General features: G+C 63.3%; 27 protein-coding genes, 1 tRNA gene and 1 pseudogene. 9 read left to right on the top strand and 20 right to left on the bottom strand.

The genetic code is table 11. From position 1 onward, the window contains the following. Positions 1 to 3 precede the first annotated feature (3 nt). The gene (locus OH686_RS18715) at positions 4 to 477 is read left to right on the top strand and encodes a peroxiredoxin (RefSeq protein WP_289534407.1); all 474 of its coding nucleotides are present in this window, start codon (positions 4 to 6) and stop codon (positions 475 to 477) included. Between the two features lie 55 nt (positions 478 to 532). Here the strand turns inward: OH686_RS18715 and OH686_RS18710 are convergent, their stop codons facing one another. After that, on the bottom strand, positions 533 to 772 hold the full coding sequence (locus OH686_RS18710) for a sulfurtransferase TusA family protein (RefSeq protein ID WP_137971404.1): 240 nt from the start codon (positions 770 to 772) through the stop codon (positions 533 to 535). 100 nt (positions 773 to 872) lie between these two features. Between OH686_RS18710 and OH686_RS18705 the strand changes: the two genes are divergently transcribed. Further along, complete coding sequence (locus tag OH686_RS18705; RefSeq protein ID WP_289534405.1) at positions 873 to 2,303, top strand: M48 family metalloprotease; 1,431 nt, start codon at positions 873 to 875, stop codon at positions 2,301 to 2,303. Between the two features lie 54 nt (positions 2,304 to 2,357). Here the strand turns inward: OH686_RS18705 and nadA are convergent, their stop codons facing one another. The 16 genes from nadA to aspS form a co-directional block, all read right to left on the bottom strand. Beyond that, positions 2,358 to 3,416: a quinolinate synthase NadA gene (gene nadA / locus OH686_RS18700; protein WP_289534403.1), complete on the bottom strand. Its 1,059-nt coding sequence runs from the start codon at positions 3,414 to 3,416 to the stop codon at positions 2,358 to 2,360. Positions 3,417 to 3,524: 108 nt separating this feature from the next. Beyond that, positions 3,525 to 3,600 (bottom strand) — tRNA-Lys (locus tag OH686_RS18695). Positions 3,601 to 3,657: 57 nt separating this feature from the next. Beyond that, positions 3,658 to 4,332: a 7-cyano-7-deazaguanine synthase QueC gene (gene queC, locus OH686_RS18690; protein ID WP_289534402.1), complete on the bottom strand. Its 675-nt coding sequence runs from the start codon at positions 4,330 to 4,332 to the stop codon at positions 3,658 to 3,660. Positions 4,333 to 4,334: 2 nt separating this feature from the next. Then, positions 4,335 to 4,982 carry a 7-carboxy-7-deazaguanine synthase QueE gene (queE, locus tag OH686_RS18685; RefSeq protein ID WP_289534401.1) on the bottom strand — a complete coding sequence of 216 codons (648 nt, stop codon included), beginning with the start codon at positions 4,980 to 4,982 and terminating at the stop codon, positions 4,335 to 4,337. Between the two features lie 119 nt (positions 4,983 to 5,101). Then, the gene (ybgF, locus tag OH686_RS18680; protein WP_137971399.1) at positions 5,102 to 5,914 is read right to left on the bottom strand and encodes a tol-pal system protein YbgF; all 813 of its coding nucleotides are present in this window, start codon (positions 5,912 to 5,914) and stop codon (positions 5,102 to 5,104) included. A gap of 6 nt (positions 5,915 to 5,920) precedes the next feature. After that, positions 5,921 to 6,418 (bottom strand): peptidoglycan-associated lipoprotein Pal, encoded by a 498-nt coding sequence (gene pal, locus OH686_RS18675; RefSeq protein WP_137971398.1) that lies wholly within the window; start codon positions 6,416 to 6,418, stop codon positions 5,921 to 5,923. Between the two features lie 55 nt (positions 6,419 to 6,473). After that, a complete protein-coding gene (gene tolB, locus OH686_RS18670; RefSeq protein WP_289534400.1) occupies positions 6,474 to 7,772 on the bottom strand; it encodes a Tol-Pal system beta propeller repeat protein TolB in 1,299 nt (432 codons plus the stop codon). Continuing rightward, positions 7,769 to 8,725 carry a cell envelope integrity protein TolA gene (gene tolA, locus OH686_RS18665; protein WP_289534398.1) on the bottom strand — a complete coding sequence of 319 codons (957 nt, stop codon included), beginning with the start codon at positions 8,723 to 8,725 and terminating at the stop codon, positions 7,769 to 7,771. The genes tolB and tolA overlap by 4 nt, the downstream gene beginning before the upstream one ends. Next, positions 8,725 to 9,183: a protein TolR gene (gene tolR, locus OH686_RS18660; RefSeq protein WP_289534397.1), complete on the bottom strand. Its 459-nt coding sequence runs from the start codon at positions 9,181 to 9,183 to the stop codon at positions 8,725 to 8,727. The genes tolA and tolR overlap by 1 nt, the downstream gene beginning before the upstream one ends. A 10-nt stretch (positions 9,184 to 9,193) precedes the next feature. Next, a complete protein-coding gene (gene tolQ, locus OH686_RS18655; protein ID WP_137972217.1) occupies positions 9,194 to 9,865 on the bottom strand; it encodes a protein TolQ in 672 nt (223 codons plus the stop codon). A gap of 31 nt (positions 9,866 to 9,896) precedes the next feature. After that, positions 9,897 to 10,340 carry a tol-pal system-associated acyl-CoA thioesterase gene (gene ybgC, locus OH686_RS18650; RefSeq protein ID WP_137971394.1) on the bottom strand — a complete coding sequence of 148 codons (444 nt, stop codon included), beginning with the start codon at positions 10,338 to 10,340 and terminating at the stop codon, positions 9,897 to 9,899. 53 nt (positions 10,341 to 10,393) lie between these two features. Continuing rightward, positions 10,394 to 11,446, bottom strand: a complete 1,053-nt coding sequence (ruvB, locus tag OH686_RS18645; RefSeq protein WP_289534396.1) for a Holliday junction branch migration DNA helicase RuvB — start codon at positions 11,444 to 11,446, stop codon at positions 10,394 to 10,396. Between the two features lie 3 nt (positions 11,447 to 11,449). Continuing rightward, the gene (gene ruvA / locus OH686_RS18640; protein ID WP_289534395.1) at positions 11,450 to 12,055 is read right to left on the bottom strand and encodes a Holliday junction branch migration protein RuvA; all 606 of its coding nucleotides are present in this window, start codon (positions 12,053 to 12,055) and stop codon (positions 11,450 to 11,452) included. Between the two features lie 18 nt (positions 12,056 to 12,073). After that, the gene (ruvC, locus tag OH686_RS18635) at positions 12,074 to 12,598 is read right to left on the bottom strand and encodes a crossover junction endodeoxyribonuclease RuvC (protein WP_137971391.1); all 525 of its coding nucleotides are present in this window, start codon (positions 12,596 to 12,598) and stop codon (positions 12,074 to 12,076) included. 134 nt (positions 12,599 to 12,732) lie between these two features. Continuing rightward, positions 12,733 to 13,482 (bottom strand): YebC/PmpR family DNA-binding transcriptional regulator, encoded by a 750-nt coding sequence (locus OH686_RS18630; protein WP_289534392.1) that lies wholly within the window; start codon positions 13,480 to 13,482, stop codon positions 12,733 to 12,735. 77 nt (positions 13,483 to 13,559) lie between these two features. Beyond that, entirely contained in the window at positions 13,560 to 15,335 is a 1,776-nt protein-coding gene (gene aspS / locus OH686_RS18625) for an aspartate--tRNA ligase (RefSeq protein ID WP_289534390.1), read from the bottom strand. A 261-nt stretch (positions 15,336 to 15,596) separates the two neighbouring features. On the opposite strand from aspS, the gene OH686_RS18620 reads away from it, so the two are divergent. The 5 genes and pseudogenes from OH686_RS18620 (at position 15,597) to OH686_RS18600 (ending at position 19,234) form a co-directional block, all read left to right on the top strand. Next, a complete protein-coding gene (locus tag OH686_RS18620; protein ID WP_289534388.1) occupies positions 15,597 to 16,709 on the top strand; it encodes an HD-GYP domain-containing protein in 1,113 nt (370 codons plus the stop codon). A 140-nt stretch (positions 16,710 to 16,849) separates the two neighbouring features. Next, positions 16,850 to 17,320: a Dps family protein gene (locus tag OH686_RS18615; RefSeq protein ID WP_192397695.1), complete on the top strand. Its 471-nt coding sequence runs from the start codon at positions 16,850 to 16,852 to the stop codon at positions 17,318 to 17,320. Between the two features lie 103 nt (positions 17,321 to 17,423). After that, positions 17,424 to 18,488 (top strand): GGDEF domain-containing protein, encoded by a 1,065-nt coding sequence (locus OH686_RS18610; RefSeq protein WP_289534385.1) that lies wholly within the window; start codon positions 17,424 to 17,426, stop codon positions 18,486 to 18,488. A 137-nt stretch (positions 18,489 to 18,625) separates the two neighbouring features. After that, positions 18,626 to 18,901: pseudogene (locus tag OH686_RS18605) on the top strand (cold shock domain-containing protein membrane protein); the annotation flags it as partial. Positions 18,902 to 18,991: 90 nt separating this feature from the next. After that, on the top strand, positions 18,992 to 19,234 hold the full coding sequence (locus tag OH686_RS18600; protein WP_225592204.1) for a cold shock domain-containing protein: 243 nt from the start codon (positions 18,992 to 18,994) through the stop codon (positions 19,232 to 19,234). A gap of 48 nt (positions 19,235 to 19,282) precedes the next feature. Here the strand turns inward: OH686_RS18600 and OH686_RS18595 are convergent, their stop codons facing one another. After that, positions 19,283 to 19,489 (bottom strand): SlyX family protein, encoded by a 207-nt coding sequence (locus OH686_RS18595; RefSeq protein ID WP_289534383.1) that lies wholly within the window; start codon positions 19,487 to 19,489, stop codon positions 19,283 to 19,285. A 3-nt stretch (positions 19,490 to 19,492) separates the two neighbouring features. Beyond that, entirely contained in the window at positions 19,493 to 19,918 is a 426-nt protein-coding gene (locus OH686_RS18590) for an HIT family protein (RefSeq protein ID WP_289534381.1), read from the bottom strand. 746 nt (positions 19,919 to 20,664) lie between these two features. On the opposite strand from OH686_RS18590, the gene OH686_RS18585 reads away from it, so the two are divergent. Then, positions 20,665 to 21,945, top strand: a complete 1,281-nt coding sequence (locus tag OH686_RS18585; protein WP_289534379.1) for an OprD family porin — start codon at positions 20,665 to 20,667, stop codon at positions 21,943 to 21,945. A 73-nt stretch (positions 21,946 to 22,018) separates the two neighbouring features. Here OH686_RS18585 and OH686_RS18580 read toward each other — a convergent pair whose 3' ends face one another. Beyond that, positions 22,019 to 22,426 carry a PaaI family thioesterase gene (locus OH686_RS18580; RefSeq protein WP_279867652.1) on the bottom strand — a complete coding sequence of 136 codons (408 nt, stop codon included), beginning with the start codon at positions 22,424 to 22,426 and terminating at the stop codon, positions 22,019 to 22,021. 101 nt (positions 22,427 to 22,527) lie between these two features. Here OH686_RS18580 and OH686_RS18575 point away from each other — a divergent pair, with 101 nt between their 5' ends. Further along, complete coding sequence (locus tag OH686_RS18575) at positions 22,528 to 24,243, top strand: proline--tRNA ligase (protein WP_289534377.1); 1,716 nt, start codon at positions 22,528 to 22,530, stop codon at positions 24,241 to 24,243. Positions 24,244 to 24,254 lie beyond the last annotated feature (11 nt).

The following is a 24,254-nucleotide window of genomic DNA, read 5'->3' as shown; positions in this document are numbered from 1 at the left end:
GAGATGGCCGTTTCCATCGACCAGCCGGTCGCCGACTTCAGCGCCGCCGCCACCAGCGGCCAGCAGGTCTCGCTCAGCGCCCTCAAGGGCCAGCAAGTGGTGATCTACTTCTACCCCAAGGACAGCACCCCGGGCTGCACCACCGAGGGCCAGGGCTTCCGCGACCAATACGCCGCCTTCAACGCAGCCAACACCTTGGTCTTCGGCGTATCGCGCGACGGCCTGAAGTCCCACGAGAACTTCAAGTGCAAGCAGGAATTCCCCTTCGAGCTGATCAGCGACAAGGACGAGGCGCTGTGCGAGCTGTTCGACGTGATCAAGCTGAAGAAGCTCTATGGCAAGGAGTACCTAGGCATCGACCGCAGCACCTTCCTGATCGACGCCAACGGCGTGCTGCGTCGCGAATGGCGCGGCGTGAAGGTGCCGGGCCATGTGGACGAGGTACTGGCGGCGGCCCAGGCCCTGCACAAGGGCTGATGACGCCGAGGTGAAAAAAGGGCCGCCGATGCGGCCCTTTTTCATGGCACTCGCGTCAGGCCTTCCTCAGCCAGTAGCGGAACACCCCACCCTCTTCCTCCTCGCGCAACAGCTCATGACCGGCCAGCCGGGCGAAGGCGCGAAAGTCCCGCTGCGAGCCGGCGTCGGTGGCGGTCACCTTGAGTACCGCGCCGCTGGCCAGGCGATTGAGCTCCAGCTTGGCCTTGAGCAAGGGCAGCGGGCAGTTCAGGCCGCTGGCATCCAGCTCGGCGTCACAGGCGGGGAAATCGGTCATGCAGTCTCTCCTCGAAGGCCGGCAAGGATACCGCACAACCCTGGCCAGCAGAGCGGCGAGGCGGCTACAGTAAGGCCTTCGTTTGCCAAGAGCCCCGTGCATGACTCTTCTGCGCCCCTCCCTGCTCGCCCTCGCCTGCCTGGTGCTACCCGCCTTCGCCAGCGACCTGCCGTCGCTCGGCGACTCCAGCTCGTCCATCGTCTCGCCGGAGCAGGAACACCGGCTCGGCCGCGCCTGGCTCAGCGTGCTGCGCGGCCAGGTCGACCAGCTCTCCGACCCGTTGCTCAAGGACTACGTGGAGACCAGCGTCTATCGCCTGGCCGAGACCAGCCAGCTGGAGGATCGGCGCCTGGAGTTCGTCCTGCTCAACAGCCCGCAGATCAACGCCTTCGCCGCGCCCGGCGGCATAGTCGGGGTCAATGGCGGCCTGCTGCTGCACGCACAGACCGAAGCCGAGTACGCCTCGGTGATGGCCCACGAACTGGCGCACCTGTCGCAACGCCACTTCGCCCGCGGCATCGAGGCCCAGCAACGCATGCAGGTACCGGTGATGGCCGCCATGCTCGCCGGCATCGTCGCCGCGGCGGCCGGTGCAGGCGATGCCGGCATCGCTACCATCATGGGCGCCCAGGCTGCGGCCATTCAGGAGCAGCGCCGCTTCTCCCGTCAGAACGAACAGGAAGCCGACCGCATCGGTCTGCTCAATCTGGAGAAGGCCGGCTACGACCCACGCGCCATGCCGAGCATGTTCGAGCGCCTGATGCGCCAGTATCGCTACGACTCCAGACCGCCGGAATTCCTCCTCACCCACCCGGTGACCGAGTCGCGTATCGCCGACACCCGCAACCGCGCCGAGCAATATCCGGCCAAGGGGGTCGAAGACAGCCTGCGCTACCAGCTGATGCGCGCCCGCACCCAACTGATGTTCGAAGAGACCCCGGGCATCGCCGCCAAGCGCTTCCGCGCCATGCTCGACGGCAATGCCAAGCTGGACGCCGCCCGCTACGGCCTGGCCCTGGCGCAGATCAAAGCCGGCCGCCCCGAGGAGGCGCGCAAGGGCCTCAACGACCTGCTAGCCAAGGCGCCCGACGAGCTGATCTACAACCTGGCGATGATCGACCTGGACGAGAACGCCAACCGCCTGGCCGACGCCCGCCAGCGCGTCGAACGCCTGCGCGGCCTGTACCCGGACAGCTATCCGCTGGAGCAGGCGCGCATCGACCTGATGCTCAAGCAGAACCAGACCAAGGAGGCCGAGGTCGCCCTCGACCAGCTGCTCAAGCAGCGCGGCAACGACCCGGACGTCTGGTACCAAGTCGCCGAGGTGCGCGGCATGACGCGCAACATCATCGGCCTGCACCAGGCCCGCGCCGAGTTCTTCGCCTTGGTAGGCGACTACGACCAGGCCCTAGAGCAGCTCGACCTGGCCAAGCGCCGCGCCAGCAGCAACTTCCCCCTGGCCTCGCGCATCGACGCGCGCCAGCAGGAGCTGATGGAAGAGAAACGCGCACTGGACAAGATGATGCGCTGAACCCGGCCATGAAAAAGCCCGGCACTGCCGGGCTTTTTTCTGTGCGCAAGCTACTCAGGCGTTGCCGGCCAGCTTCAGCCGCGCGGCCTGGGTGAAATCCAGCATGCGTTTAAGCGGCTTGATTGCCCTCGGGATCAGCGCCGGCTCGACGAGAATCTCACCGCTGCCCTCGCGCAGGCATTGCAAGGTGCGCTGCAGGGTATTCATGGCCATCCACGGGCAGTGCGCGCAGCTGCGGCAGGCGGCGCCGTTGCCGGCGGTGGGCGCCTCGACAAAGACCTTGTCCGGACACAGCTGCTGCATCTTGTAGAAGATGCCGCGGTCGGTGGCGACGATGAAGGTCTTGTTCGGCAGGGTCTGCGCGGCCTTGATCAGTTGGCTGGTGGAGCCCACTGCGTCAGCCAGCTCGATCACCGCTTCGGGCGACTCGGGATGGACCAGGATGGCAGCCTCCGGATAGAGCGCCTTCATGTCCTCCAACTGCTTGGCCTTGAATTCCTCGTGAACGATGCAGGCACCGTCCCACAGCAGCATGTCGGCACCGGTCTCGCGCTGGATGTAGCGGCCCAGGTGCTGGTCCGGGGCCCAGAGGATCTTCTCGCCGTTGTCCATCAGGCTCTCGACGATCTCCAGCGCGCAGCTGGAGGTCACCACCCAGTCGGCACGCGCCTTCACCGCCGCCGAGGTGTTGGCGTACACCACCACGGTACGGTCCGGATGCTGGTCGCAGAATGCCGAGAACTCATCTACCGGGCAGCCCAGGTCGAGCGAGCAGGTGGCCTCCAGAGTCGGCATCAGCACGCGCTTTTCCGGATTGAGGATCTTCGCCGTCTCGCCCATGAACTTGACCCCGGCCACCACCACGGTCTGCGCCTCGTGCTGATTGCCGAAGCGAGCCATCTCCAGGGAGTCGGAGACGCAGCCGCCGGTTTCCTCGGCCAGGGCCTGGATCACCGGATCGCAGTAATAGTGGGCCACCAGCACGGCGTTCTGCTTCTTCAGCTCGGCGGCGATCTCGCTGCGATAGAAGGCTTCTTCGTCCGGCGTCAACGGCTTGGGTTGTTTGGCGTCGAGGTGAGCCTGAACCAACAGGCGTTCGGAAATCTGGGTCATGTCATCAGGCTCTGAATATGCTTTCAGTGCGGTCGATTATACCCACCAGGAGTTCTGGCGAGAGCGTTCTGATGGGGAGTATGCGAGGAGGTGACGCGAAGGAGGGAGTGGTGGGTCGTGTAGGATTCGAACCTACGACCAATTGGTTAAAAGCCAACTGCTCTACCGACTGAGCTAACGACCCAACGCGGAGCGCATGATACTGATTTGATTCAGGAAATCAACACTCCACGAAAAAATTTTAGGCGTAACGGGTCGGGTCCGCCACTCCGGCCGCGGTAAAACCGGCGGCGCGCAGGCGACAGCTGTCGCACTTGCCGCAGGCGCGGCCGTCGTCATCGGCCTGGTAACAGGACACCGTCAGACCATAGTCCACGCCATACTGCAGGCCGATCTGCACGATCTGCGCCTTGCTCAGGTTCTGCAGCGGCGCCTGGATGCGGAAGCCACTGCCCTCCACGCCCTCGCGAGTCGCCAGATTGGCCACCCGCTCGAAGGCGGCGATGAACTCGGGGCGGCAATCCGGATAGCCCGAATAGTCCACCGCGTTGACGCCGATGAAGATGTCATGGGCGCCCAGCACTTCCGCCCAGCCTAGGGCCAGGGAGAGGAACACGGTGTTACGCGCCGGCACGTAGGTAACCGGGATGCCTTCGGTCGGGCCCTCGGGCACGGCGATGGAGCTGTCGGTCAGCGCCGAACCGCCGATACCATTGAGGTTGAGACCGATCACCTTGTGCTCGACCACGCCCAACTGGCGCGCCACGCGCTCGGCGGCCTGCAGCTCCGCGCGGTGGCGCTGGCCATAGTCGAAGCTCACGCTGTAGCAGGCGAACCCGGCGGCCTTGGCCTGGGCCAGAATGGTTGCCGAATCGAGGCCGCCCGAGAGCAGCACCACGGCTTTCTTGTCAGTCATATTCAGTGCCCCGGCTCGTCGTTCCAGAGAATCTTGTGCAGCTGCAGCTGGAAACGCACCGGCAGGTTGTCGGCGATGATCCAGTCGGCCAAATCGCGTGCGCTCACCTGCTGGTGGCTGGGCGAGAACAGCACCTCGCCGGCGCGCTCGTCCAAGCGGTACTCGATCAGCTTGCTCACCGCCCAGTCGTAGTCCTCGCGCGAGCAGATGACGAACTTGACCTGATCGTTGCGCGTCAGCTCGGCCATGTTGCTGTAGAGATTGCGCGAGACCTCCTGGGAACCAGGCGTCTTCAGGTCGACCACCCGGCTGACGCGCTGGTCGGTCGGGGCGATATCGATGGCACCGCTGGTTTCCAGGGATACCTGGTAGCCGGCATCGCACAGACGCTGCAGCAGCGGGACGCAATTGGGCTGGGCCAGCGGCTCGCCACCGGTCACGCAGACATAGCGCGGCTTGTAGCTGGCTACCCGCTCGAGGATGGTATCCAGGCTCATGATTTCGCCGCCGCTGAAGGCGTAGGCGGTGTCGCAGTACTGGCAGCGCAGCGGGCAGCCGGTGAGGCGGACAAAAACCGTGGGCAGACCACTGGTGAGCGTCTCGCCCTGCAACGAGTAAAAGATCTCGGTGATGCGCAGGGTTTCTTGCATATGAGCACCGGGCGTGACGGCTAAACAGGCCATCCGCCTCCGTTGCGGGTGATTCGGGGCGGCGATTCTAACGAAAAACCCGCGACTAGCGCGGGTTTTCTGACCAGCAGGGCTGGCGATCAGGGCAGGCGCTGCAGGTCGCGCTGGGCCAGCTGGGCCGCCGAAGAGCCGGGGTACTGAGCGATCAGCTGCTGCAGGATGCCCTTGGCGCGATCGGTATTGCCCATGCGCTGCTCGACATCGGCCAGCTTGAACAGCGAATCCGGCACCTTGGCGTGAGTCGGGTAGTTGGCCGCGACCAGGGCGAAGGCCTTGCCGGCTTCCTGCAGGTTTCTGTTGGTCAGATTGATCTCGCCCAGCCAGTACTGGGCGTTGCCGGCGTACTGGCTCTGCGGGTACTTGCGCAGGAAGGCGTTGAAGGCCTGAGCGGCCCTGTCGAAGTCTTTGGCCTTGATCAGGTCGAAGGCAGCGTCGTAATACAGCTTTTCCTTCGCCGGGTCGGCCGGTTCGTTGCTGGCTGCCGGAGCCTGCTGGGCAGGGGCGGCGGGGTTGCCGGCGGCGTTGATCGCGCCATCGGCCGGAGGATTCTGTGCGGGCGCTTGTGCACCGGCGGCACCGCCTTGCAGGCGGCTGTCGATGTCCTGATAACGGGCATCGCCTTCTTGCTTGAGACGCTGGATCTCGTTTTGTTGCTCTTCGAGCATGCCACGCAGTTGGGCTATCTCGTCCTGCATCTGCTGCAGCTGCATGAACAGCTGGCCTTGCGCCGTGGCCGGGGCTTGCGCCCCGCCCCCGGCATAGGCGCCACTCGTACCATAACCAACCGGCGGATAGCTGCTACCGGAGCTGCCATCCACCACGGGAACCTCGGCCACGGCCGCGAGCGGCAGGGCGAGTACCAGAGAGGTCAGGATACGAGGGCACTTACGCATGGCAAATTACTTGCGCAGTTCGACGCGGCGGTTCTGAGCCCAGGAGGACTCGTCGCTGCCGGTAGCAACCGGACGCTCTTCACCGTAGGAAACCAGTTCAAGCTGAGCCGGGGAAACGCCCTGCAGTACCAGGTAGCGCTGAACGGCCTTGGAACGACGCTCGCCCAGAGCCATGTTGTACTCGCGGGTGCCGCGCTCGTCGGTGTGGCCTTCCAGAACGACGCGAGCGCCGTTGCCTTTCAGGTCCTTGGCGTGTACGTCCAGAGCGCGCATTGCTTCCGGCTTCAGGTCGGAGCTGTCGTACTCGAAGTAGAAAGTGGTGATGGCGCGCAGAGCGGCTTCTTCGCTCAGAGCACCGTCAACGCCGCTGCCGTTGGCGTTGTAGCCAGCGTTCGGGTCAACAGCGCCTTCGCCGGAAGCGTCGCCGCCTTTGGACGAGCAACCAACAGCCACGGCCAGAGCCAGGCTCAGAGCGGCAAATTTGCCAAATTTCAGCATTTCCATGGTGTAGCTCCTAATGATTTCTAGGTGTGTTTACAGCAGAAAGTGTTTTACCGCATCAGTTCAGGAAAGGAGACCAGGACGGTTCCCGGACATCACCTTGAGCGGTGGGAATCGGGAGCCTGACACGCCCGTTGGTGGACACGAGCATCAGCACTCCCCGGCCCTGCTGGCGGGTGGCGTAGATTAGCATGGTGCCATTGGGCGCAACAGTGGGCGAGTCGTCCAGACTGGTCTCGGAGAGGATGCGCAGGCGGCTGGTCACCAGATCTTGGGCGGCCACCTTGAAGTTGGTGAAACCGTCCTGACGGTGGATCATCACCAGGGTCTTCTCGTCGGCCGACAGCTTCGGGTTGGCGTTGTAGTTGCCGGTGAAGGTCACACGCTGGGCGGCACCACCATGGATGCTCTGCTTGTAGATCTGCGGCTTGCCGGCGCGGTCGCTGGTGAAGTACAGGGTCTGCCCGTCCTTGCCCCAGAACGGCTCGGTCTCGATCGAGCCGGAATTGGTCACGCGCTGAATCTGGCGCGAGCCCAGATCCATCACGTAAATCTCCGGGTTGCCGTCCTTGGACAGCACGAAGGCCAGGCGATTGCCGTCCGGCGAGAAGGCCGGGGCGCCATTGAGGCCTTCGAAGTTGGTCAGCTGCTCGCGGCGCCCGGTGTCGATGTGCTGCAGGAAGATGCGCGGGCGGCGCTGCTCGAACGACACATAGGCGATGCGGCGGCCGTCCGGTGCATAACGCGGCGACAGGATCGGCTCGCGCGATTGCAACAGGGTCACGCCACGGGCGCCGTCGTAGTCGGAGCGCTGCAGGGTGTAACGGGTGTTGTTCACGCCGAAACGCTCGGCGGTGACGTAGAGCATCTTGGTGGAGAAGGCGCCCTTGATACCGGTGAGCTTCTCGAAGGCCTGATCGGCGATATGGTGCGCCATGTCACGCAACTGATCCGGAGTACCGCCAACGGTACCGGCAACCACCTGCTGCTGGGTGGCCACGTTGAACAGGGCGAACTGCACCTGCAGGCGACCACCGTTCGGCACGATGCTGCCTACCATCACGTACTGGGCGCCCAGGGCCTGCCAGTCGCGGTAGATGATCTCGGCCGCCGAGGTCGGCAGGCTGATCATGTTCTGCCGCGGGATCGGCTCGTACATGCCGCTGTTGCGCAGGTCGTTGCCGATGACGGTGGCCATGTCCTCGGGCAACACGGTGCCGCCCTGCCAGCCGAAGGGCACCACGGCGATAGGTATGGCACGGTCGCTACCACTGGTCACCACCAACGGGTCCGCTGCCTGCACGCTGCCAACCAGCAACGCCAGACCCAGCAGGGCGATACGAATCAAGGTATTCACAGAGACAAATCCTCCGGTTTGAAAATCATCCGCCGCTGACGATACATGGCGTTAAAGGTTGCACTATCCAGCTGTTGCATCTCGGGAATACGCACGACGTTCTTGACTGCAGCCACAGCAGAACTGTCGAAGGGCGCGTCGCCACTGGAACGGGTGACAGAAGCATTGACGATAGTGCCATCGGGCAGCATCTGAATCATTACCTCGACACTCATGCCGTTGCGTGCCGACGGTGGACGCTGCCACTGCTCGCTGACCAGCTTGATGATCAGGTCATCAAGGCTACCGGCCACCTGATCGCCCACCTCGTCGGCCAGCGCCTGCTGGCGCTCGGTGGTGTCGCCCAAGAGCTCAGCAAGCGCCTGGGCCTTCTTGTCCTCGGCGGCCTTGCGCGCGGCATCCTGGGCTTTTTTCTTCTTGGCCGCCTCGGCAGCGGCCGCCTTCTTCTTGGCGTCTTCCGCAGCTTTCTTCTTAGCCTGCTCGGCCGCTTTCTTACGGGCCTCCTCGGCAGCAGCTTTTTTCTTCTCTTCCTCGGACTTCTTCTTGGCGATATCGGCCTGCTTCTTCTGCTCGGCCTTCTTCGCCTCCTCCACCTTCTTGGCTTCGGCCTGCTTCTTCGCCTCAGCCTGTTTGGCCGCCTCGGCTTTCTTTTGTTCCGCCGCCTCCTGCTTCTGCTGCTCTTCCTTCTTGGTCTCCAGCTGCTCCACTTCGTACTGGCGAGCCTTGGTCTTCTGGGCCTCGCCGGCGATCTTCTGGTTGGTCTGAGTGGTCGCCTGGCTCTGCGACTTCAGTTGGTACAGGGTCGCCTGGACGATGGGCCTGGCCGGCGGCAGCTCGGGTGCAAAGTGGAAGCTGACAAACAGCATGGCGAACATCAGGGCGTGCAGAGCCACGGCCCAGACGGTCGGCCAGAAGTAACTTTCCGATGAGGAGCGAACGCTCTGCTGCTGCATCAAGGCGCCTCGGTGATCAGCCCGACGTTGCCGACACCGGCCTCTTGCAGGCCACCCATCACGGACATGACCGAGCCATAGTCGACCGCCTTGTCGCCACGCACGAAGACCTGGACCTTCTTACCCTGGCCGGCGTTCTGGCTCATGATCGCGGTCACCGTCTGCACCAGCGCCGGCAAAGCGGTAGCGGTCTCGCTGGCCTTGCTCTGGTCCGGATCGACCTCGTCGCCCATGTTCCAGTAGTAGGTCTTGTCGGCCTTGATCGAGATGGTCAGCACGCGGGAGTTGTTGTCCTGCGGCAGTACCTCGCTAGAGACCTTGGGCAGGTCGACCTTGACGCCCTGGTTGAGCATCGGCGCGGTCACCATAAAGATCACCAGCAGCACCAGCATCACGTCGATATAAGGCACGACGTTCATCTCGGCGACCGGCTTGCGTCTGTTGCGAATTCTGGCCATGGGCTGAGCCTCAGTCCTCGCTGGTGTGCACTTTGCGGTGCAGGATCGCCTGGAACTCGTCGGCAAAGGTGTAGTAGCGGCTGATAAGGCGATCGCCTTGCGCCGAGAAGCGGTTGTAGGCGATGACCGCCGGGATCGCGGCGAACAGGCCGATGGCGGTGGCGATCAGCGCCTCGGCGATACCCGGTGCCACGGTGGCCAGGGTGGCCTGCTGCACCTGGGCCAGGCCGCGGAAGGAGTTCATGATGCCCCACACGGTCCCGAACAGACCGATATAGGGGCTGGTGGAGCCTACGGTGGCGAGGAATGGCAGGCTGGTTTCCAGCTTCTCTTCCTCACGCGAGATGGCGACGCGCATGGCACGGGCCACGCCATCCATCACCGCATCCGGATCGACGCCGGACTGCTGGCGCAGGCGGGAGAACTCCTTGAAGCCGGCGCGGAAGATTTGCTCGACGCCGCAGTCCGGGTCTGGATTGCTGCCGGCCTGGCGATACAGCTTGGACAGGTCGATGCCGGACCAGAAGCGCTCCTCGAACACTTCCAGCGACTTCTTCGCCGCACGCAGCATGGTGCTGCGCTGGAAGATCATGATCCAGGACACCACCGAGGCGGCCACCAGGGTCAGCATGACCAGCTGCACCACGAAACTGGCGTTGCTGATCAGGCTCCACATCGACATATGGTCAACGGCGTTGGCTGTTGCTTCCACGCTACTCTCCTGCTGTGACTTGACCCATGCCGGCGAAGGCTGCGCGCAGCGCTTCGGGGATGGCACGGGGCTTCAAATTGTCGGTGCGCACACAGGCCACCACGAACTGCCCCTCGCAGAGCAGTGCCTCATCCGTTGCCCGCCGTACCTGTTGACGAAAGCGCAGGCTGGCACGGTTTAACTCGATTACCTCGGCAGTGATAAAAAGTTCGTCATCCAGCTTGGCCGGCGCGTGATAACGCGCCTCGGCGGAATGCACGACGAACAACAGGTTCTCTCCGGCGAGCTGCGATTGGGCAAAACCCAGACTGCGCAGGCACTCGGTGCGAGCCCGCTCCATGAACTTGAGGTAATTGACGTAGTAGACGATGCCGCCGGCGTCGGTGTCCTCGTAATACACCCGACACTTGAGGGCAAAAGGCTGGGCCTCGTTTTGCGCGCGCATACTCTAGTGTTTACTCCTGGCCTTGCCAATCCGGGCAAGCCTTTGTTTTGCAACTATTCGTCGCTGCCGGTGAAAAGGTCGGCAGTGGATGGTTCGGACAGGCGCTTGGGCAGATTGAGCCCGAAATGCAGATAGGCATGTCGGGTCACCACCCTACCCCGCGGGGTACGCATGATATAGCCCTGCTGGATCAGGTACGGCTCGAGCACGTCCTCGATGGTGCCGCGCTCCTCGCCGATGGCGGCAGCCAGGTTGTCGATACCGACCGGGCCGCCGTCGAACTTGTCGATCATGGCCAGCAGTAGACGTCGGTCCTGGTGATCGAAGCCACGCTCGTCGACATCCAGCATGTTCAGCGCCTGGTCGGCGATGCCACGGCTGATCTGCCCACCGGCACGCACCTCGGCGAAATCACGCACGCGGCGCAGCAGGCGGTTGGCGATACGCGGAGTACCACGGGCACGACGGGCGATCTCAAAGGCGCCCTCCGCATCGATATGCAGGCCGAGAATGCCGGCCGAGCGACTGACGATGGTGGCCAGGTCCTGGCTGGAGTAGAACTCCAGGCGCTGGACGATACCGAAGCGGTCGCGCAGCGGGTTGGTCAGCATGCCGGCGCGAGTGGTGGCACCGACCAGAGTGAAGGGTGGCAGGTCGAGTTTGATCGAGCGGGCAGCCGGCCCCTCACCGATCATGATGTCGAGCTGGAAGTCCTCCATGGCCGGATACAGCACCTCCTCGACCACGGGCGAGAGGCGGTGGATCTCGTCGACGAACAGCACATCGCCGGCTTCCAGGTTGGTCAGCAGCGCGGCCAGATCGCCCGGGCGCTCCAGCACCGGGCCGGAAGTGCTCTTGATCGATACGCCCATCTCCTGGGCGATGATATTGGCCAGGGTGGTCTTGCCCAGGCCGGGCGGGCCGAAGATCAGCGTGTGGTCCAGGGCCTCCTGGCGATTCTTGGCGGCCTGAATGAACAGCTCCATCTGCTCGCGCACCACCGGCTGGCCGACGTACTCGGCCAGCTTGAGCGGGCGAATGGCGCGGTCCTGCTGCTCGTCGCGGTCGCGGCTGCTGGCGGTAATCAGGCGGTCGGCGTCTATCACTTCTTACACCATTCCTTTCAGGGCACGACGGATCAGCTCTTCGCTGGAAAGCCCTTCTTCCTGCACGGCCGCCACGGCCTTGCTGGCCTCCTGCGGCTTGAAGCCGAGCGAGATCAGCGCGCTCACGGCGTCGCTCTCGGCGCTTGAGACTGCCACGCCGGCACGAGGTTCCACCACCAGCGGTGCGATGGACGGCATGCTTTCCCAGGCCTTGAAGCGATCCTTGAGCTCCACCAGCAGGCGCTCGGCGGTCTTCTTGCCGACGCCCGGGATCTTCACCAGGGCCGAGGTGTCCTGAGCCTGCACACAGCGCACCAGCTCGTCGACTTCCAGGCCGGACATCAGCGCCAACGCCAGCTTGGGCCCGACGCCATTGAGCCGGATCAGCTCGCGGAACAGCTCACGCTCGCGCTTCTCGGCGAAGCCGTAGAGCAGATGCGCATCCTCGCGCACCACCAGATGGGTATGCAGCGTCACAGGCTGACCCAGGGCCGGCAGGCGGTAGAGGGTGGTCATCGGCACTTCCAGCTCGTAGCCGACACCGTTGACATCGAGGATCAGGTGCGGCGGCTGTTTCTCCGCCAGAGTGCCCTTCAGGCGTCCGATCACGAATTGGTTTCCTTCTGGTTACAGGCGCAGCCGCCCGCTGCGCCGCTTGGCGCCGAGCAGGCCGTGGGGAATCAGGCTCTGCCGGTGGTGGGCATGGCAGAGGGCGATGGCCAGTGCGTCGGAGGCGTCGATCTGCGGCTTCTGCGTCAGCTTGAGCAGGTGCATCACCATCATCATTACCTGCTGCTTGTCCGCCCCGCCGGTACCGGCGATGGCCTGCTTGACCTGGCTGGCGGTGTATTCGTTGACGTCCAGACCCGCCTCGATGCCGGCGACTATGGCCGCACCGCGAGCCTGGCCTAGCTTGAGCGCGGAATCGGCGTTCTTCGCCATGAATACCTGCTCGATGCCCATGGTCACCGGCCCGTGCAGGCGAATCACCTCACCGACCCCGCGGAACACCACCTGCAGACGGCTGGCCAGATCACCATCACCGGTGCGGATGCAACCCGAGGCGACGTATTCGCAGCCACGCCCGGTATCGCGCACCACGCCGTAGCCGGTGATGCGCGAGCCGGGATCGATGCCAAGAATCAGGGTCATGCAGCGTTTCGCTCCGCGGGCCGGTCGAGCCGACACACTGTCTATTTATCCAGCCGCGAGTATACGGAGCGGCGCCCATATAAAAAAGCCGGAAGCGCACGAGGCGACTTCCGGCTTCTGCCGACGAGTCGGGATCAGTCCAGCTGCTCCATGATCTCGTCCGAGATTTCCGCGTTGTGGTAGACGTTCTGCACGTCGTCCAGGTCCTCGAGCATGTCGATCAGCTTGAGCACCTTCTTGGCGGTCTCCAGATCGGCGATGGGCGCCATGGTCGAGGGGATCATCGCCACCTCGGCCTCCTCACCCTTGAAGCCGGCAGCGGTCAGCGCCTCGTTGACCGCGAGGAAGTCGGCGAAGCTGGTCGACACCAGGGCCGAACCGTCTTCACCCATCTCCACATCGTCGGCGCCGGCCTCCAGGGCCGCCTCCATCAGGGCGTCCTCGCTCACGCCCGGGGCGAAGCTGATCTGCCCCTTGCGCTCGAACATGTAGGCCACCGAACCGTCGGTGCCGAGGTTGCCGCCGCACTTGGTGAAGGCGTGGCGCACGTCGGCGGCGGTGCGGTTGCGGTTGTCGGTCATAGCTTCGACGATGATCGCCACGCCACTCGGCGCGTAGCCCTCGTAGCTCAGCTCGATCATGTTGTCGGCTTCGGTGTTGCCGGCGCCGCGGGCGATGGCGCGGTCGATCACATCACGCGACATATTGGCCGTGAGGGCTTTATCGACCGCCAGGCGCAGGCGCGGGTTATCCGCCGGCACGCCGCCGCCATGCTTCGCGGCCACGGTCAGCTCACGAATCAGCTTGGTGAAGATCTTGCCGCGCTTGGCGTCCTGACGCCCCTTGCGGTGCTTGATGTTGGCCCATTTGGAATGACCGGCCATAACTCACTCCGTTTCTTTCGGTTTTGTAGTGCCTGAAATGCAAGGAGCCTGGCATGCCAGGCTCCTGTTGCTACCGCTTACTCAGCCTTGGGCTGTTCGCGCAGGCGGATATGCAGCTCGCGCAGCGCCTTGGCATCGACGATGCCCGGCGCCTGGGTCATGACACAGGCCGCGCTCTGGGTTTTCGGGAAGGCAATCACTTCACGAATCGAGCTGGCACCGGTCATCAGCATCACCAGGCGGTCCAGGCCAAAGGCCAGACCACCATGGGGCGGAGCACCGAACTTCAGGGCGTCGAGCAGGAAGCCGAACTTCTCCTGCTGCTCGTCTTCGCTGATGCCCAGCACGCGGAACACGGTCTGCTGCATGGCCTTGTCGTGGATACGAATCGAACCGCCGCCCAGCTCGGTGCCGTTGAGCACCATGTCGTAGGCACGGGACAGGGCGGCAGCCGGGTTGGCCTCCAGCTCTTCCGGGGTGCATTTCGGCGCGGTGAACGGGTGGTGCATGGCGGTCAGGCTGCCGTCATCGTTCTCTTCGAACATCGGGAAGTCGACGACCCACAGCGGCGCCCACTCGCAGGTGAGCAGGTTCAGATCGTGGCCGACCTTGATGCGCAGCGCGCCTAGAGCGTCGCAGACGATCTTGGCCTTGTCGGCACCGAAGAACACGATGTCGCCATCGACGGCGCCCACGCGGTCGAGGATGACCTTGAGGTTGTCTTCCGGGATGAACTTGACGATCGGCGACTGCAGGCCCTCGACGCCCTTGGCGCGCTCGTTGACCTTGATGTAGGCCAGGCCCTTGGCGCCGTAGTTGCCGACGAACTTGGTGTAGTCATCGATCTGGCTACGCGGCATGGAGGCAGCGCCCGGTACACGCAGAGCGGCAACGCGGCCCTTCGGGTCGTTGGCCGGACCGGAGAACACCTTGAACTCGACGCCCTGCAGCTGATCGGCAACGTCCACCAGTTCCAGCGGGATACGCAGGTCCGGCTTGTCGGAACCGAAGCGGCGCATGGCTTCGGCCAGGGTCATGTGCGGCAGCTCGCCGAATTCCAAATCCAGCACTTCCTTGAACAGGTTGCGGATCATGGTCTCGGTGATGCCCATGATGTCGCTTTCATCGAGGAAACTGGTCTCGATGTCGATCTGGGTGAATTCAGGCTGACGGTCGGCACGCAGGTCTTCGTCGCGGAAGCACTTGGCGATCTGGTAGTAGCGGTCGAAGCCGGCCACCATCAGCAGCTGCTTGAACAGCTGCGGCGACTGCGGCAGGGCGAAGAAGCTGCCGGCGTGGGTGCGGCTCGGCACCAGGTAGTCGCGTGCACCTTCCGGAGTGGCACGGGTCAGGATCGGGGTTTCGACGTCGAGGAAGCCGTTGTCGTCGAGGTAACGGCGGATGCTGCTGGTGATGCGCGAGCGCAGCTTCAGCTTCTCGGCCATTTCCGGGCGACGCAGGTCGATGAAGCGGTAGCGCAGGCGGGTTTCCTCGCCCACGTCGGTGTATTCGTTGAGCGGGAACGGCGGGGTTTCCGCTTCGTTCAGCACCTGCAGCTCGTAGCCCAGCACTTCGATGGCACCGGAGGCCATGTTGGCGTTGACCGCACCGGCCGGACGCAGGCGCACCTTGCCGGTGATCTTCACCACGTACTCGCTGCGTACGCGGTCGGCCTTGGCGAAGGTCTCGGCGCGATCCGGGTCGAACACCACCTGGGCCAGGCCTTCACGGTCGCGGATGTCGAGGAAGATCACACCACCATGGTCGCGACGGCGGTGAACCCAGCCGCAAAGGGTGATTTCCTGGCCGTCCAGGCTCTCGTTCAACTGGCCGCAATAGTGGCTGCGCATCATGGTCGTGGTTCGCTTCTCTAGATCAGTCTTGAATTCGTACCCGGCCGGCCCGGGCATGTTTCCGCCGGATAGTGGCAGACATTTTCTTCAATTCGGAGGGGAAACCGCAGGAAAACGCGACCAATGGCGCCACAGCGCCGCGATCGATGCGTTTCCGCATCCGGAGACAAGGGGCGCGATTATATAGGGTTAATCGCCCCCTTGCAGCCCACCGCCCGCGGCCTTTCTATACTGAGAGTCCAGCCCAGCGGAGACCGCCCCATGGCCCTAGCCCGCCCCGCCGACGTCCCCAGTGATCTGCTGGAGGAATTTCGCCTCGATACCGCCGATCATCTGCCGCGCTGCGAGCAGCTGTTGATCGAACTGGAGCGCCACCCACGTGACGGTACGCGCCTGCGCGAGCTGTTCCGCCTGGTACACACCATCAAGGGCAGCCTCGGCCTGGTGGAACTGAACCACCTACTGCCGCTGCCGCAGGCCATGGAGGATGTGCTCGATCGTCTGCGCGAGGGCAGCCTGCAGTTCGACAGCCTGCTCGGCGACATCCTGCTGCTCAGCCTGGACCAGCTGCGCAACCTGATCGAGGCTGCCCTGGGCCGGGCTGCAAGCCCTGATCCCGTGCAGATCGCCAGCCAGTGCCAGGCCCTGCAAGCCCTGGCCGCCGCTCCAGCCTCACGACAGACCGAGATTCGCCGCACGCTGCTGCAACACCTGGCGCCGGAGACCCGCCTACAGCCCGTCGAGGTTGGCCACGGGCAGACTCCGCAACTGCTCGCCGACTACGGAATAGCAGTAGACGCCGACCTGCTGTTCTTTATCGAGCTGATGACCACCAGCGAACACCGCTCGCCGTTCTGGCACGGCCGCGGCCTGCGCCTGCTCGACCTGGCGCTGGGCATGAACGAGGTCGCCGAGCGGCCGGTAGAGCCCGCGCAACTGGCTGCCGCGGTCTGCCTGCACGACCTCGGCATGGCCTTTCTGCCGCTCGACCTGCTGCACAAGGAAAGCGAGCTGAGCCGCGAAGAGCGGCGACAGATGCAATCCCACCCACGCCAGGCCTGCGAGCTGCTCAAGCGCATGCCGGCCTGGAACGCGGCGAGCGAGATCATCCTGCAGCACCAGGAGCACGCCGACGGCAGCGGCTATCCCAAAGGCCTGCGCGAGGCGGAAATCCACCCGGGCGCCCTGCTGCTGAACATCGCCGATACCTTCGACGCCCGCACCCACGAGCGCGCCCACCAGACCATGAGCAAACGCCCACGCCTGCGCGCCATCCTGGAGATCAACAACCTGTCGGGCATGCAGTTCAGTGGCTACTGGGTCGAGGTATTCAATCGCACCCTGCAACTGCACCCGGAACTAGTACACCGGTAGCAGACGGAACCGCCGGCGCGCTCATAGCCTCCAAGCATCGCCTTCATTGACATAGATCGAACGGGCAAACGCAGCCCCTGTGATAGGCTCGGAACCATCACGGGGAACGTCTACCCCGGCCACCTGAGAGGAGTAAAGGTATGGAAATCAATATTGGCATCGCCGAACAGGACCGCGCCGCCATCGCCGAAGGACTGTCGCGCCTGCTGGCGGACACCTACACCCTGTATCTGAAGACCCACAACTTCCACTGGAACGTCACCGGCCCGATGTTTAACACCCTGCACCTGATGTTCGAGGCGCAGTACACCGAACTGGCACTGGCCGTGGACTCCATTGCCGAGCGTATCCGCGCCCTCGGCTTCCCGGCGCCCGGCACCTACGCCGCCTATGCCCGCCTGTCCTCGATCAAGGAAGAGGAAGGCGTGCCGAGTGCCGAGGACATGATCAAGCTGCTGGTCCAGGGCCAGGAAGCGGTGGTGCGCACCGCTCGCGGCATCTTCCCGCTGCTGGACAAGGTCAGCGACGAGCCAACCGCGGACCTGCTGACCCAGCGCATGCAGGTGCACGAGAAAACCGCCTGGATGCTGCGCAGCCTACTGGCCGCGTGATCGTCCAGAGGCAAAAAAAGGCCCGGCTAGACCGGGCCTTTTGCTAGGCGAAGCGCCCACAGCTACTCTATCCTTTGCCTTTTCCCATACCCCAGTGACGCGCATGAGCCAGCCGAAAGCCCCCTCCATTCTCGAGCTTTACCCCGAAGAGACTCGCGAGGCCGCCGATCTGCTCAAGCAGGCCGTGCCACACATGGTGCGCCACGATATTCCGCCGAACCCGGTGCATTACGCACTCTGGTACAGCTACTGCAAAGGCTCCGACCCCGAACTGAACCGACGCCTGGAAAAGGCCATCAAGGACTTCTCCAGCTTCCCGCCCGAGACGGCGATCAAGCTGTTCCGCGACTTCATCATCCGCGGCGAACTGGAAGACGCCCGCGCCGGCCAGCATCAGGTCATCGAGTTGGTGGACGATATCGAGGGCGACGTGCAGCGCAGCGTCAGCGGCAGCCAGCATTATCAGGCCAGCCTCTCCCAGGGACTGGCCGCCTTGCAGGAGCCGATAGTCGACGACCTGCCCAGCGTGCTCAACGAACTGCAGCTGAGCACCCAGCAGATGCAGGACCAGCAGGAAAAATTCCTCTACCGCCTGCGCTCGGCACAGGCCGAAATCCAGAACCTGCGCGGCCAACTGGAGCGCGCCCAGGCCGCCGCGACCCTGGATAGCCTGACCCATGTATTCAATCGCCACGCCTTCACCCGCCTGCTGGAACAGGCCCTGGCCGGAGATATCAAAGGTCTTGCCTTGGTGATGCTGGATATTGACCACTTCAAGCAGTTCAACGACCAGTACGGACATCCCTTGGGTGATCGCGTGCTGCAGCATGTCGGTCAACTGCTGCGCGAACTGCTGCCGGCACGCGGCGTGGCTGCACGCTACGGCGGCGAAGAGTTCTGCGTGATCCTGCAGGACTGCTTCGACCTTGGCACTGCCGGCGACTTCGCCGAACAGCTGCGCCTGAAGATCCAGGCCCTGCGCGTCAAGGTGCGCAGCACCGACAAGGTACTCGACACCATCACCGCCTCATTCGGCCTGGCCCTGGCCGAGATGGGCGACACCTTCGACAGCCTGGTCACCCGGGCCGACGATGCGCTCTACCAGGCCAAACGCAACGGCCGCAATCAGATTCACCCGCCTACCCCGGAAGCGGCGCTAAGCGCTTGATTTGAGCCGACATCCTCTTTGCGGTTAAATACGCACCGTGCCGTATTGCTGCGGCATAGGCGAAGCGCATTGCCCATTCATCGGACTTGCGACTCCGCTCTTCTGATATCCATTTCGAACAAGCGAGTTCCTTGACCATGTTGAAGATCGTTCACCTGATTACAGGCGGCGGCGCCCTGCTGCTGTCCTTCGCCCCCAGCCTACGCAGCGAAACGCTGCCCTACCTGCAACAACCCGACGCGATTTATCTGGCCCTGTTCGGCCTGGCCAACCTGCTGCTGGCTCCCCTGCTGCCGGTACGCCATGAAGGTGTGCGCAACCAGCTGCAAGCCCTGGTATCGGCCCTACTGGTATTCGCCAGCGTACTGCAGGCTCTGATCCTGCTCGCCCCGCTGGCACAGATCGGCAATCAACCCGCCGTATCGCTGAGCCTGGCCACCCTGCTGGCTGCCGCCCTGCTGCATCTGGCCATCAACCTAGGCAAACGCAGCCCGCGCATCGCCATGCCCCGTCGCGACCTCGACGACAGCCGCGAGACCGGCACCGTCAAGTGGTTCAACACCTCCAAGGGCTTCGGCTTCATTTCCCGCGACATCGGCGACGACATCTTCGTGCACTTCCGCGCCATTCGCGGCGAAGGCCACCGCGTTCTGGTCGAAGGCCAGCGCGTGGAGTTCTCGGTCATGCAACGCGACAAGGGCCTGCAGGCCGAAGACGTAATAGTCGCCCTGCCCGGCCAACGCTGAATAAAGGCGTATAAAAAAAAGCCCGCAGATGCGGGCTTTTTTATGGGCTCAGTAATGAGGCGGCGGCGCATCGCCCTCGGCGATGCCGAACTGGCCGACCATCTCTTCCTGGCGACGGGCCAACACGGCAATTTGCTGCTGCAGACGTTCTATATCCCGCTGCTGCGCCACCACTACGTCATTCAGCGCCGCGATGGTGTCGTCCTGAAAGGCCAGCCGGCTCTCCAGCTCAATGACACGCTGCTCCAGCCCCATCGCTCAAGCCTCCGCAAACTGGAAATCATTGGTAAGCACCAGACGCAGGCGCTCGCGAATCGAGGACACCTCGCCGGCCTCATAGGCACGCGCCGGATGCCGCCCCCAGACAGGAGCCGGCCAGGCCTGATCCTCACGGCGACGCACGATCACATGCATGTGCAGCTGGCTGACCACGTTGCCCAACGTGGCGACATTCATCTTATTGGCAACGAAGGCATCCTTGAGGGTCTCCGCCAGGCGAGTGGTTTCCAACCAGAGCTGCTGCTGATCGGCAGTATCCAGCTGGAACAGCTCGCTGACCGCCTCGCGACGCGGCACCAGAATGAACCAGGGGTAATTGGCATCGTTCATCAGCAGCAGGCGGCAGAGCGGAAAATCCCCCATGACCAGGGTGTCCTGCTGTAAACGGGAATCAAGGCTGAACATCTGAGCTTCCTCCGGACCAGGCCCAACGGCCGCGCAGCATAGCGGGATGGCCAGCGCAATTCACCTTCAGCGACTCGCCCACTGCGCCAAGATGATGCGCATCGACTCCCCGAGCGAGCCAGATGACAGCCTAAAGTATGGCCAAGCCTCGACAGCAAAGAGGAGCGAGAGGTCACCGCTCCAAAAGTGGGCACTCTCAAATCGGCAGCGCCCACAAATTGAACAAGCGCACAGGCAAAAACGTTACCGACGAGTAAATTCCACCTGCAGCAATGGATCACGGTAACGCTCGGATGCCTGCCCTATAAAGGAAATGATCCCATCAAGAGCAGGCTCGCCTGCTGTAGGGCCCATGAAAGGGGACTTCTAGCCGTGAGCCCACTCCGAAGAGAGTAAAAGAAAGAAACTTTCATAGCCGATTAGCGTTTTGTGCATGGAAGTTGCTTTAGGAGGAGCACCGTCAGCGTCGGCACGTTCCGATCCGCCTGCAAAGCCCTAAGCAATTGGATTTGCAGTCTTTTCAGAACAAGCCGGAGCGCGGGACTGAAGACGACAAAACCTACAAAATTGCGACGTTAAAAATGCAGATTTGCGACGCGCACTGAGAGAACTTGTAGGGAATCAATGATATCTGTCGCCAACTTAAGTCACCGTGCTATAAGTTAGCGCCGACACAAAAAGAAAGAGCCGCCCAGAAAACAAGACAATGGGCAGCACAAATCTTCTAAACCAAAGGAGCAATCACAATGCAAGTGATGAAGTGGAGCGCACTGGCTCTGGCCGTGACCGCCGGTACCACCCAACTGGCTTTCGCCAGCGCACAGTCCGAGTCCAAGGGCTTTGTTGAAGACAGCAGCTTCGACATCTTCAACCGCGTTCTGTACATGAACCGCGATTTCAAGAATGGCGCCGCCAACGGTGCTAGCACTTCTGCCAATCCGGCAGGCTATCGCGAAGAGACCGGCCTGGGCATCCGCCTGCTGTTCGAATCCGGTTTCACCCAAGGCACCGTTGGTGTCGGTGTTGACGCCCACTCCCTCTCCAGCATCAAGCTTGACAGCGGTCGCGGCAAGTACGGCACCGGCCAGTTCGACCAGACCAGCGATGGCCGCGGCGACGACACCCAGACCGAAGTTGGCGGCGCCATCAAGTTCCGTATCTCCGACACCGTTCTGAAGTACGGCAACCAGTTCGTTGCCAGCCCGGTATTCTCCACCGACGACAGCCGCATCCTGCCGGAAGTCGCTACCGGTACTTACCTGGTCAGCAACGAAATCGAAGGCCTGGAACTGAGCGCAGGTCGTTTCACTGCCCTTAGCAGCCAAGCATCTTCCGACCGTGATACCTTCGAAGTTACCGAAGGCGACATCGTTGGCGCCAGCTATGCCTTCACCGAGAACTTTAGCGCTGCTCTGCACCACGCTAACTTCGAGGACTACCACAAGAAGACCTACGTCAACTTCAACTACACCCTGCCGCTGGCCGATGAGCAATCGCTCAACTTCGACCTGAACGGCTACCGCACCACCGACGAAGGCGACGCTCTGGCCGGCGAGATCGACAACAAGATCTGGAGCTTGGCATCCGCTTACACCATTGGCGCCCACAAGTTCACCCTGGCCTACCAGCGTTCTTCCGGCGACACTCGCTACTCCTACGGTGTAGTAGACGGCGGCGGCACCGTTTGGCTGAACAACTCCGTTCAGTTCTCCGACTTCGACGCCCAAGACGAGAAGTCCTGGCAGGGTCGCTACGATCTCGACATGACCTCCTACGGCGTACCGGGCCTGAGCTTCATGACCCGCTACATCTACGGTGACGACATCACCACCAGCTCTGGCGAAGAAGGCAAAGAGCACGAGTGGAACTTCGAGACCAAGTACGTCATTCAAGAAGGCGCCGCGAAAGACCTGTCCTTCCGTCTGCGTCACGCCATCTGGCGTGCCAACGATGCCTACAACGCTGACTACAGCGCTGACCTGAACGACACCCGCCTGATCGTCGAGTACCCGCTGGACGTGCTGTAAGTCCTAGCGATACCGCAATCTATGCAAAAAGAACCCGGCCTAGGCCGGGTTCTTTTTTATCGGTCATCGCATCTTATTGCGGCAACGCATAGGTCCCGGTGACATGCGCCACCAGCTCGCCTTCCTCGCCTTGCGAGTAGAGCTGCACCTCGCACACCGCCTGGCGCCGTGACAGACGCAGAATGCGCGCCTCGGCAATCAGATCTACCGGCTTGGGCCGAGCCAGGAAATTGATATTGAGATTGGCCGTCACCGCCATCTCCACCCGCCCCAACCGCCCCAGCACCACCGCATACATGGCCGCATCGGCCAACGACATGATGGTCGGCCCCGACAGTGTTCCACCCGGCCGCACCAGCTTGCCTTGAAAAGGTACCCGCGCCACCGCCAGATTGGCATCGAGACGGTCGATGCACAGGTCGATATCCTCGGCCATCGGCACTCCAGCGCGGATCAGCGCCTGCACCTGGCCAGCGGTCAGTTCCGCCATCCTCAACTCCCGGTCTGTCCTGTACGCCACATGGCTGGCACCGTACAATGCCGAGTCATTATTTGCCCTCGCAACCGACATAACGGCCAAACATGCGTACCAGTCAGTACCTGCTCTCGACCCTCAAGGAAACCCCCTCCGATGCAGTAGTGATCAGCCACCAGCTGATGCTGCGTGCCGGCATGACCCGCAAGCTCGCCTCCGGCCTGTACACCTGGCTGCCGATGGGGCTGCGCGTGCTGCGCAAGGCCGAGGCCATCGTGCGTGAGGAGATGAATGCCGCCGGCGCCCTGGAAGTGCTGATGCCAGCCGTGCAGCCGGCGGAGCTGTGGCAGGAGTCGGGACGCTGGGAGCAGTACGGCCCCGAGCTGCTGCGCATCAAGGATCGCCACGACCGCGAGTTCTGCGTCGGCCCGACCCACGAGGAAGTCATTACCGATCTGGCGCGCAACGAGCTGAACAGCTACAAGCAGCTGCCGATCAACATGTACCAGATCCAGACCAAGTTCCGTGACGAGATCCGTCCGCGCTTCGGCCTGATGCGTGGGCGCGAGTTCCTGATGAAGGACGCCTACTCCTTCCATGCGGACCAGGCCTCGCTGCAGGAAACCTACGACCGCATGCACCAGGCCTACTGCAACGTGTTCACTCGCCTGGGCCTGAATTTCCGTCCGGTGCAGGCCGATACCGGCTCCATCGGCGGTACCGGCTCCCACGAGTTCCATGTGCTGGCCGAATCCGGTGAAGACGATATCGCCTTCAGCGACACCTCCGATTACGCCGCCAACATCGAGAAGGCCGAGGCCATTCCGCGCGAGAAGGCACGCGGCGCGGCCACCGAAGAACTGCGCCTGGTCGATACGCCGAACGCCAAGACCATCGACGAGCTGGTCGAGCAGTTCGGCCTGGCCATCGAAAAGACCGTGAAGACCCTGGTGGTGCATGCCGCCGAGGAAGGCAAGCTGATCGCCCTGATCGTTCGCGGCGACCACGAGCTGAACGAGATCAAGGCCGCCAATCATGAGCTGGTCGCCAGCCCGCTGGTGTTCGCCTCCGAGGCCGAGATTCGCGCCGCCATTGGCGCCGGCCCCGGCTCGCTGGGCCCGCTGAACCTGCCGATAGCCTGCGTGATTGACCGCAGCGTGGCCCTGATGAGCGATTTCGGCGCCGGCGCCAACGTCGACGACAAGCACTACTTCGGCCTCAACTGGGAGCGCGACCTGCCGCTGCCGGCGATCGCCGACCTGCGCAATGTGGTCGAAGGCGACCCCAGCCCGGACGGCCAGGGCACCCTGGTGATCAAGCGCGGCATCGAAGTCGGGCACATCTTCCAGCTCGGCACCAAGTACAGCGAGGCCATGGGCTGCAAGGTACTGGGCGAGAACGGCAAGCCGGTGACCCTGACCATGGGCTGCTACGGTATCGGCGTATCTCGCGTGGTGGCCGCAGCCATCGAGCAGAACTACGACGAGCGCGGCATTCTCTGGACCGACGCCCTGGCGCCCTTCCAGGTCGCCATCGTGCCGATGAAGTACGAGAACGAAGCGGTGCGCGAAGCCACCGACAAACTCTACGCCGAGCTGACCGCCGCCGGCTACGAAGTGCTGCTGGACGATCGTGACAAGAAGACCAGCCCCGGCGTGAAGTTCGCCGACATGGAGCTGATCGGCATTCCGCACCGCATCGTGGTCAGCGAGCGCGGCCTGGCCGAGGGCAACCTCGAGTACAAGCACCGCCGCGATAGCGAAAGCCAGCCACTGCCGGCTGCCGAGGTGTTGTCTTTCCTGGCAACCCGCATCCCCCGCTGAGTACCGAAGCC

Source organism: Pseudomonas sp. SO81 (assembly GCF_030374125.1).
In the GTDB taxonomy this organism is placed as follows: domain Bacteria; phylum Pseudomonadota; class Gammaproteobacteria; order Pseudomonadales; family Pseudomonadaceae; genus Aquipseudomonas.
Note: the sequence above shows the minus strand (reverse complement) of the source record. Positions and strands in the feature narration are given on the sequence as shown.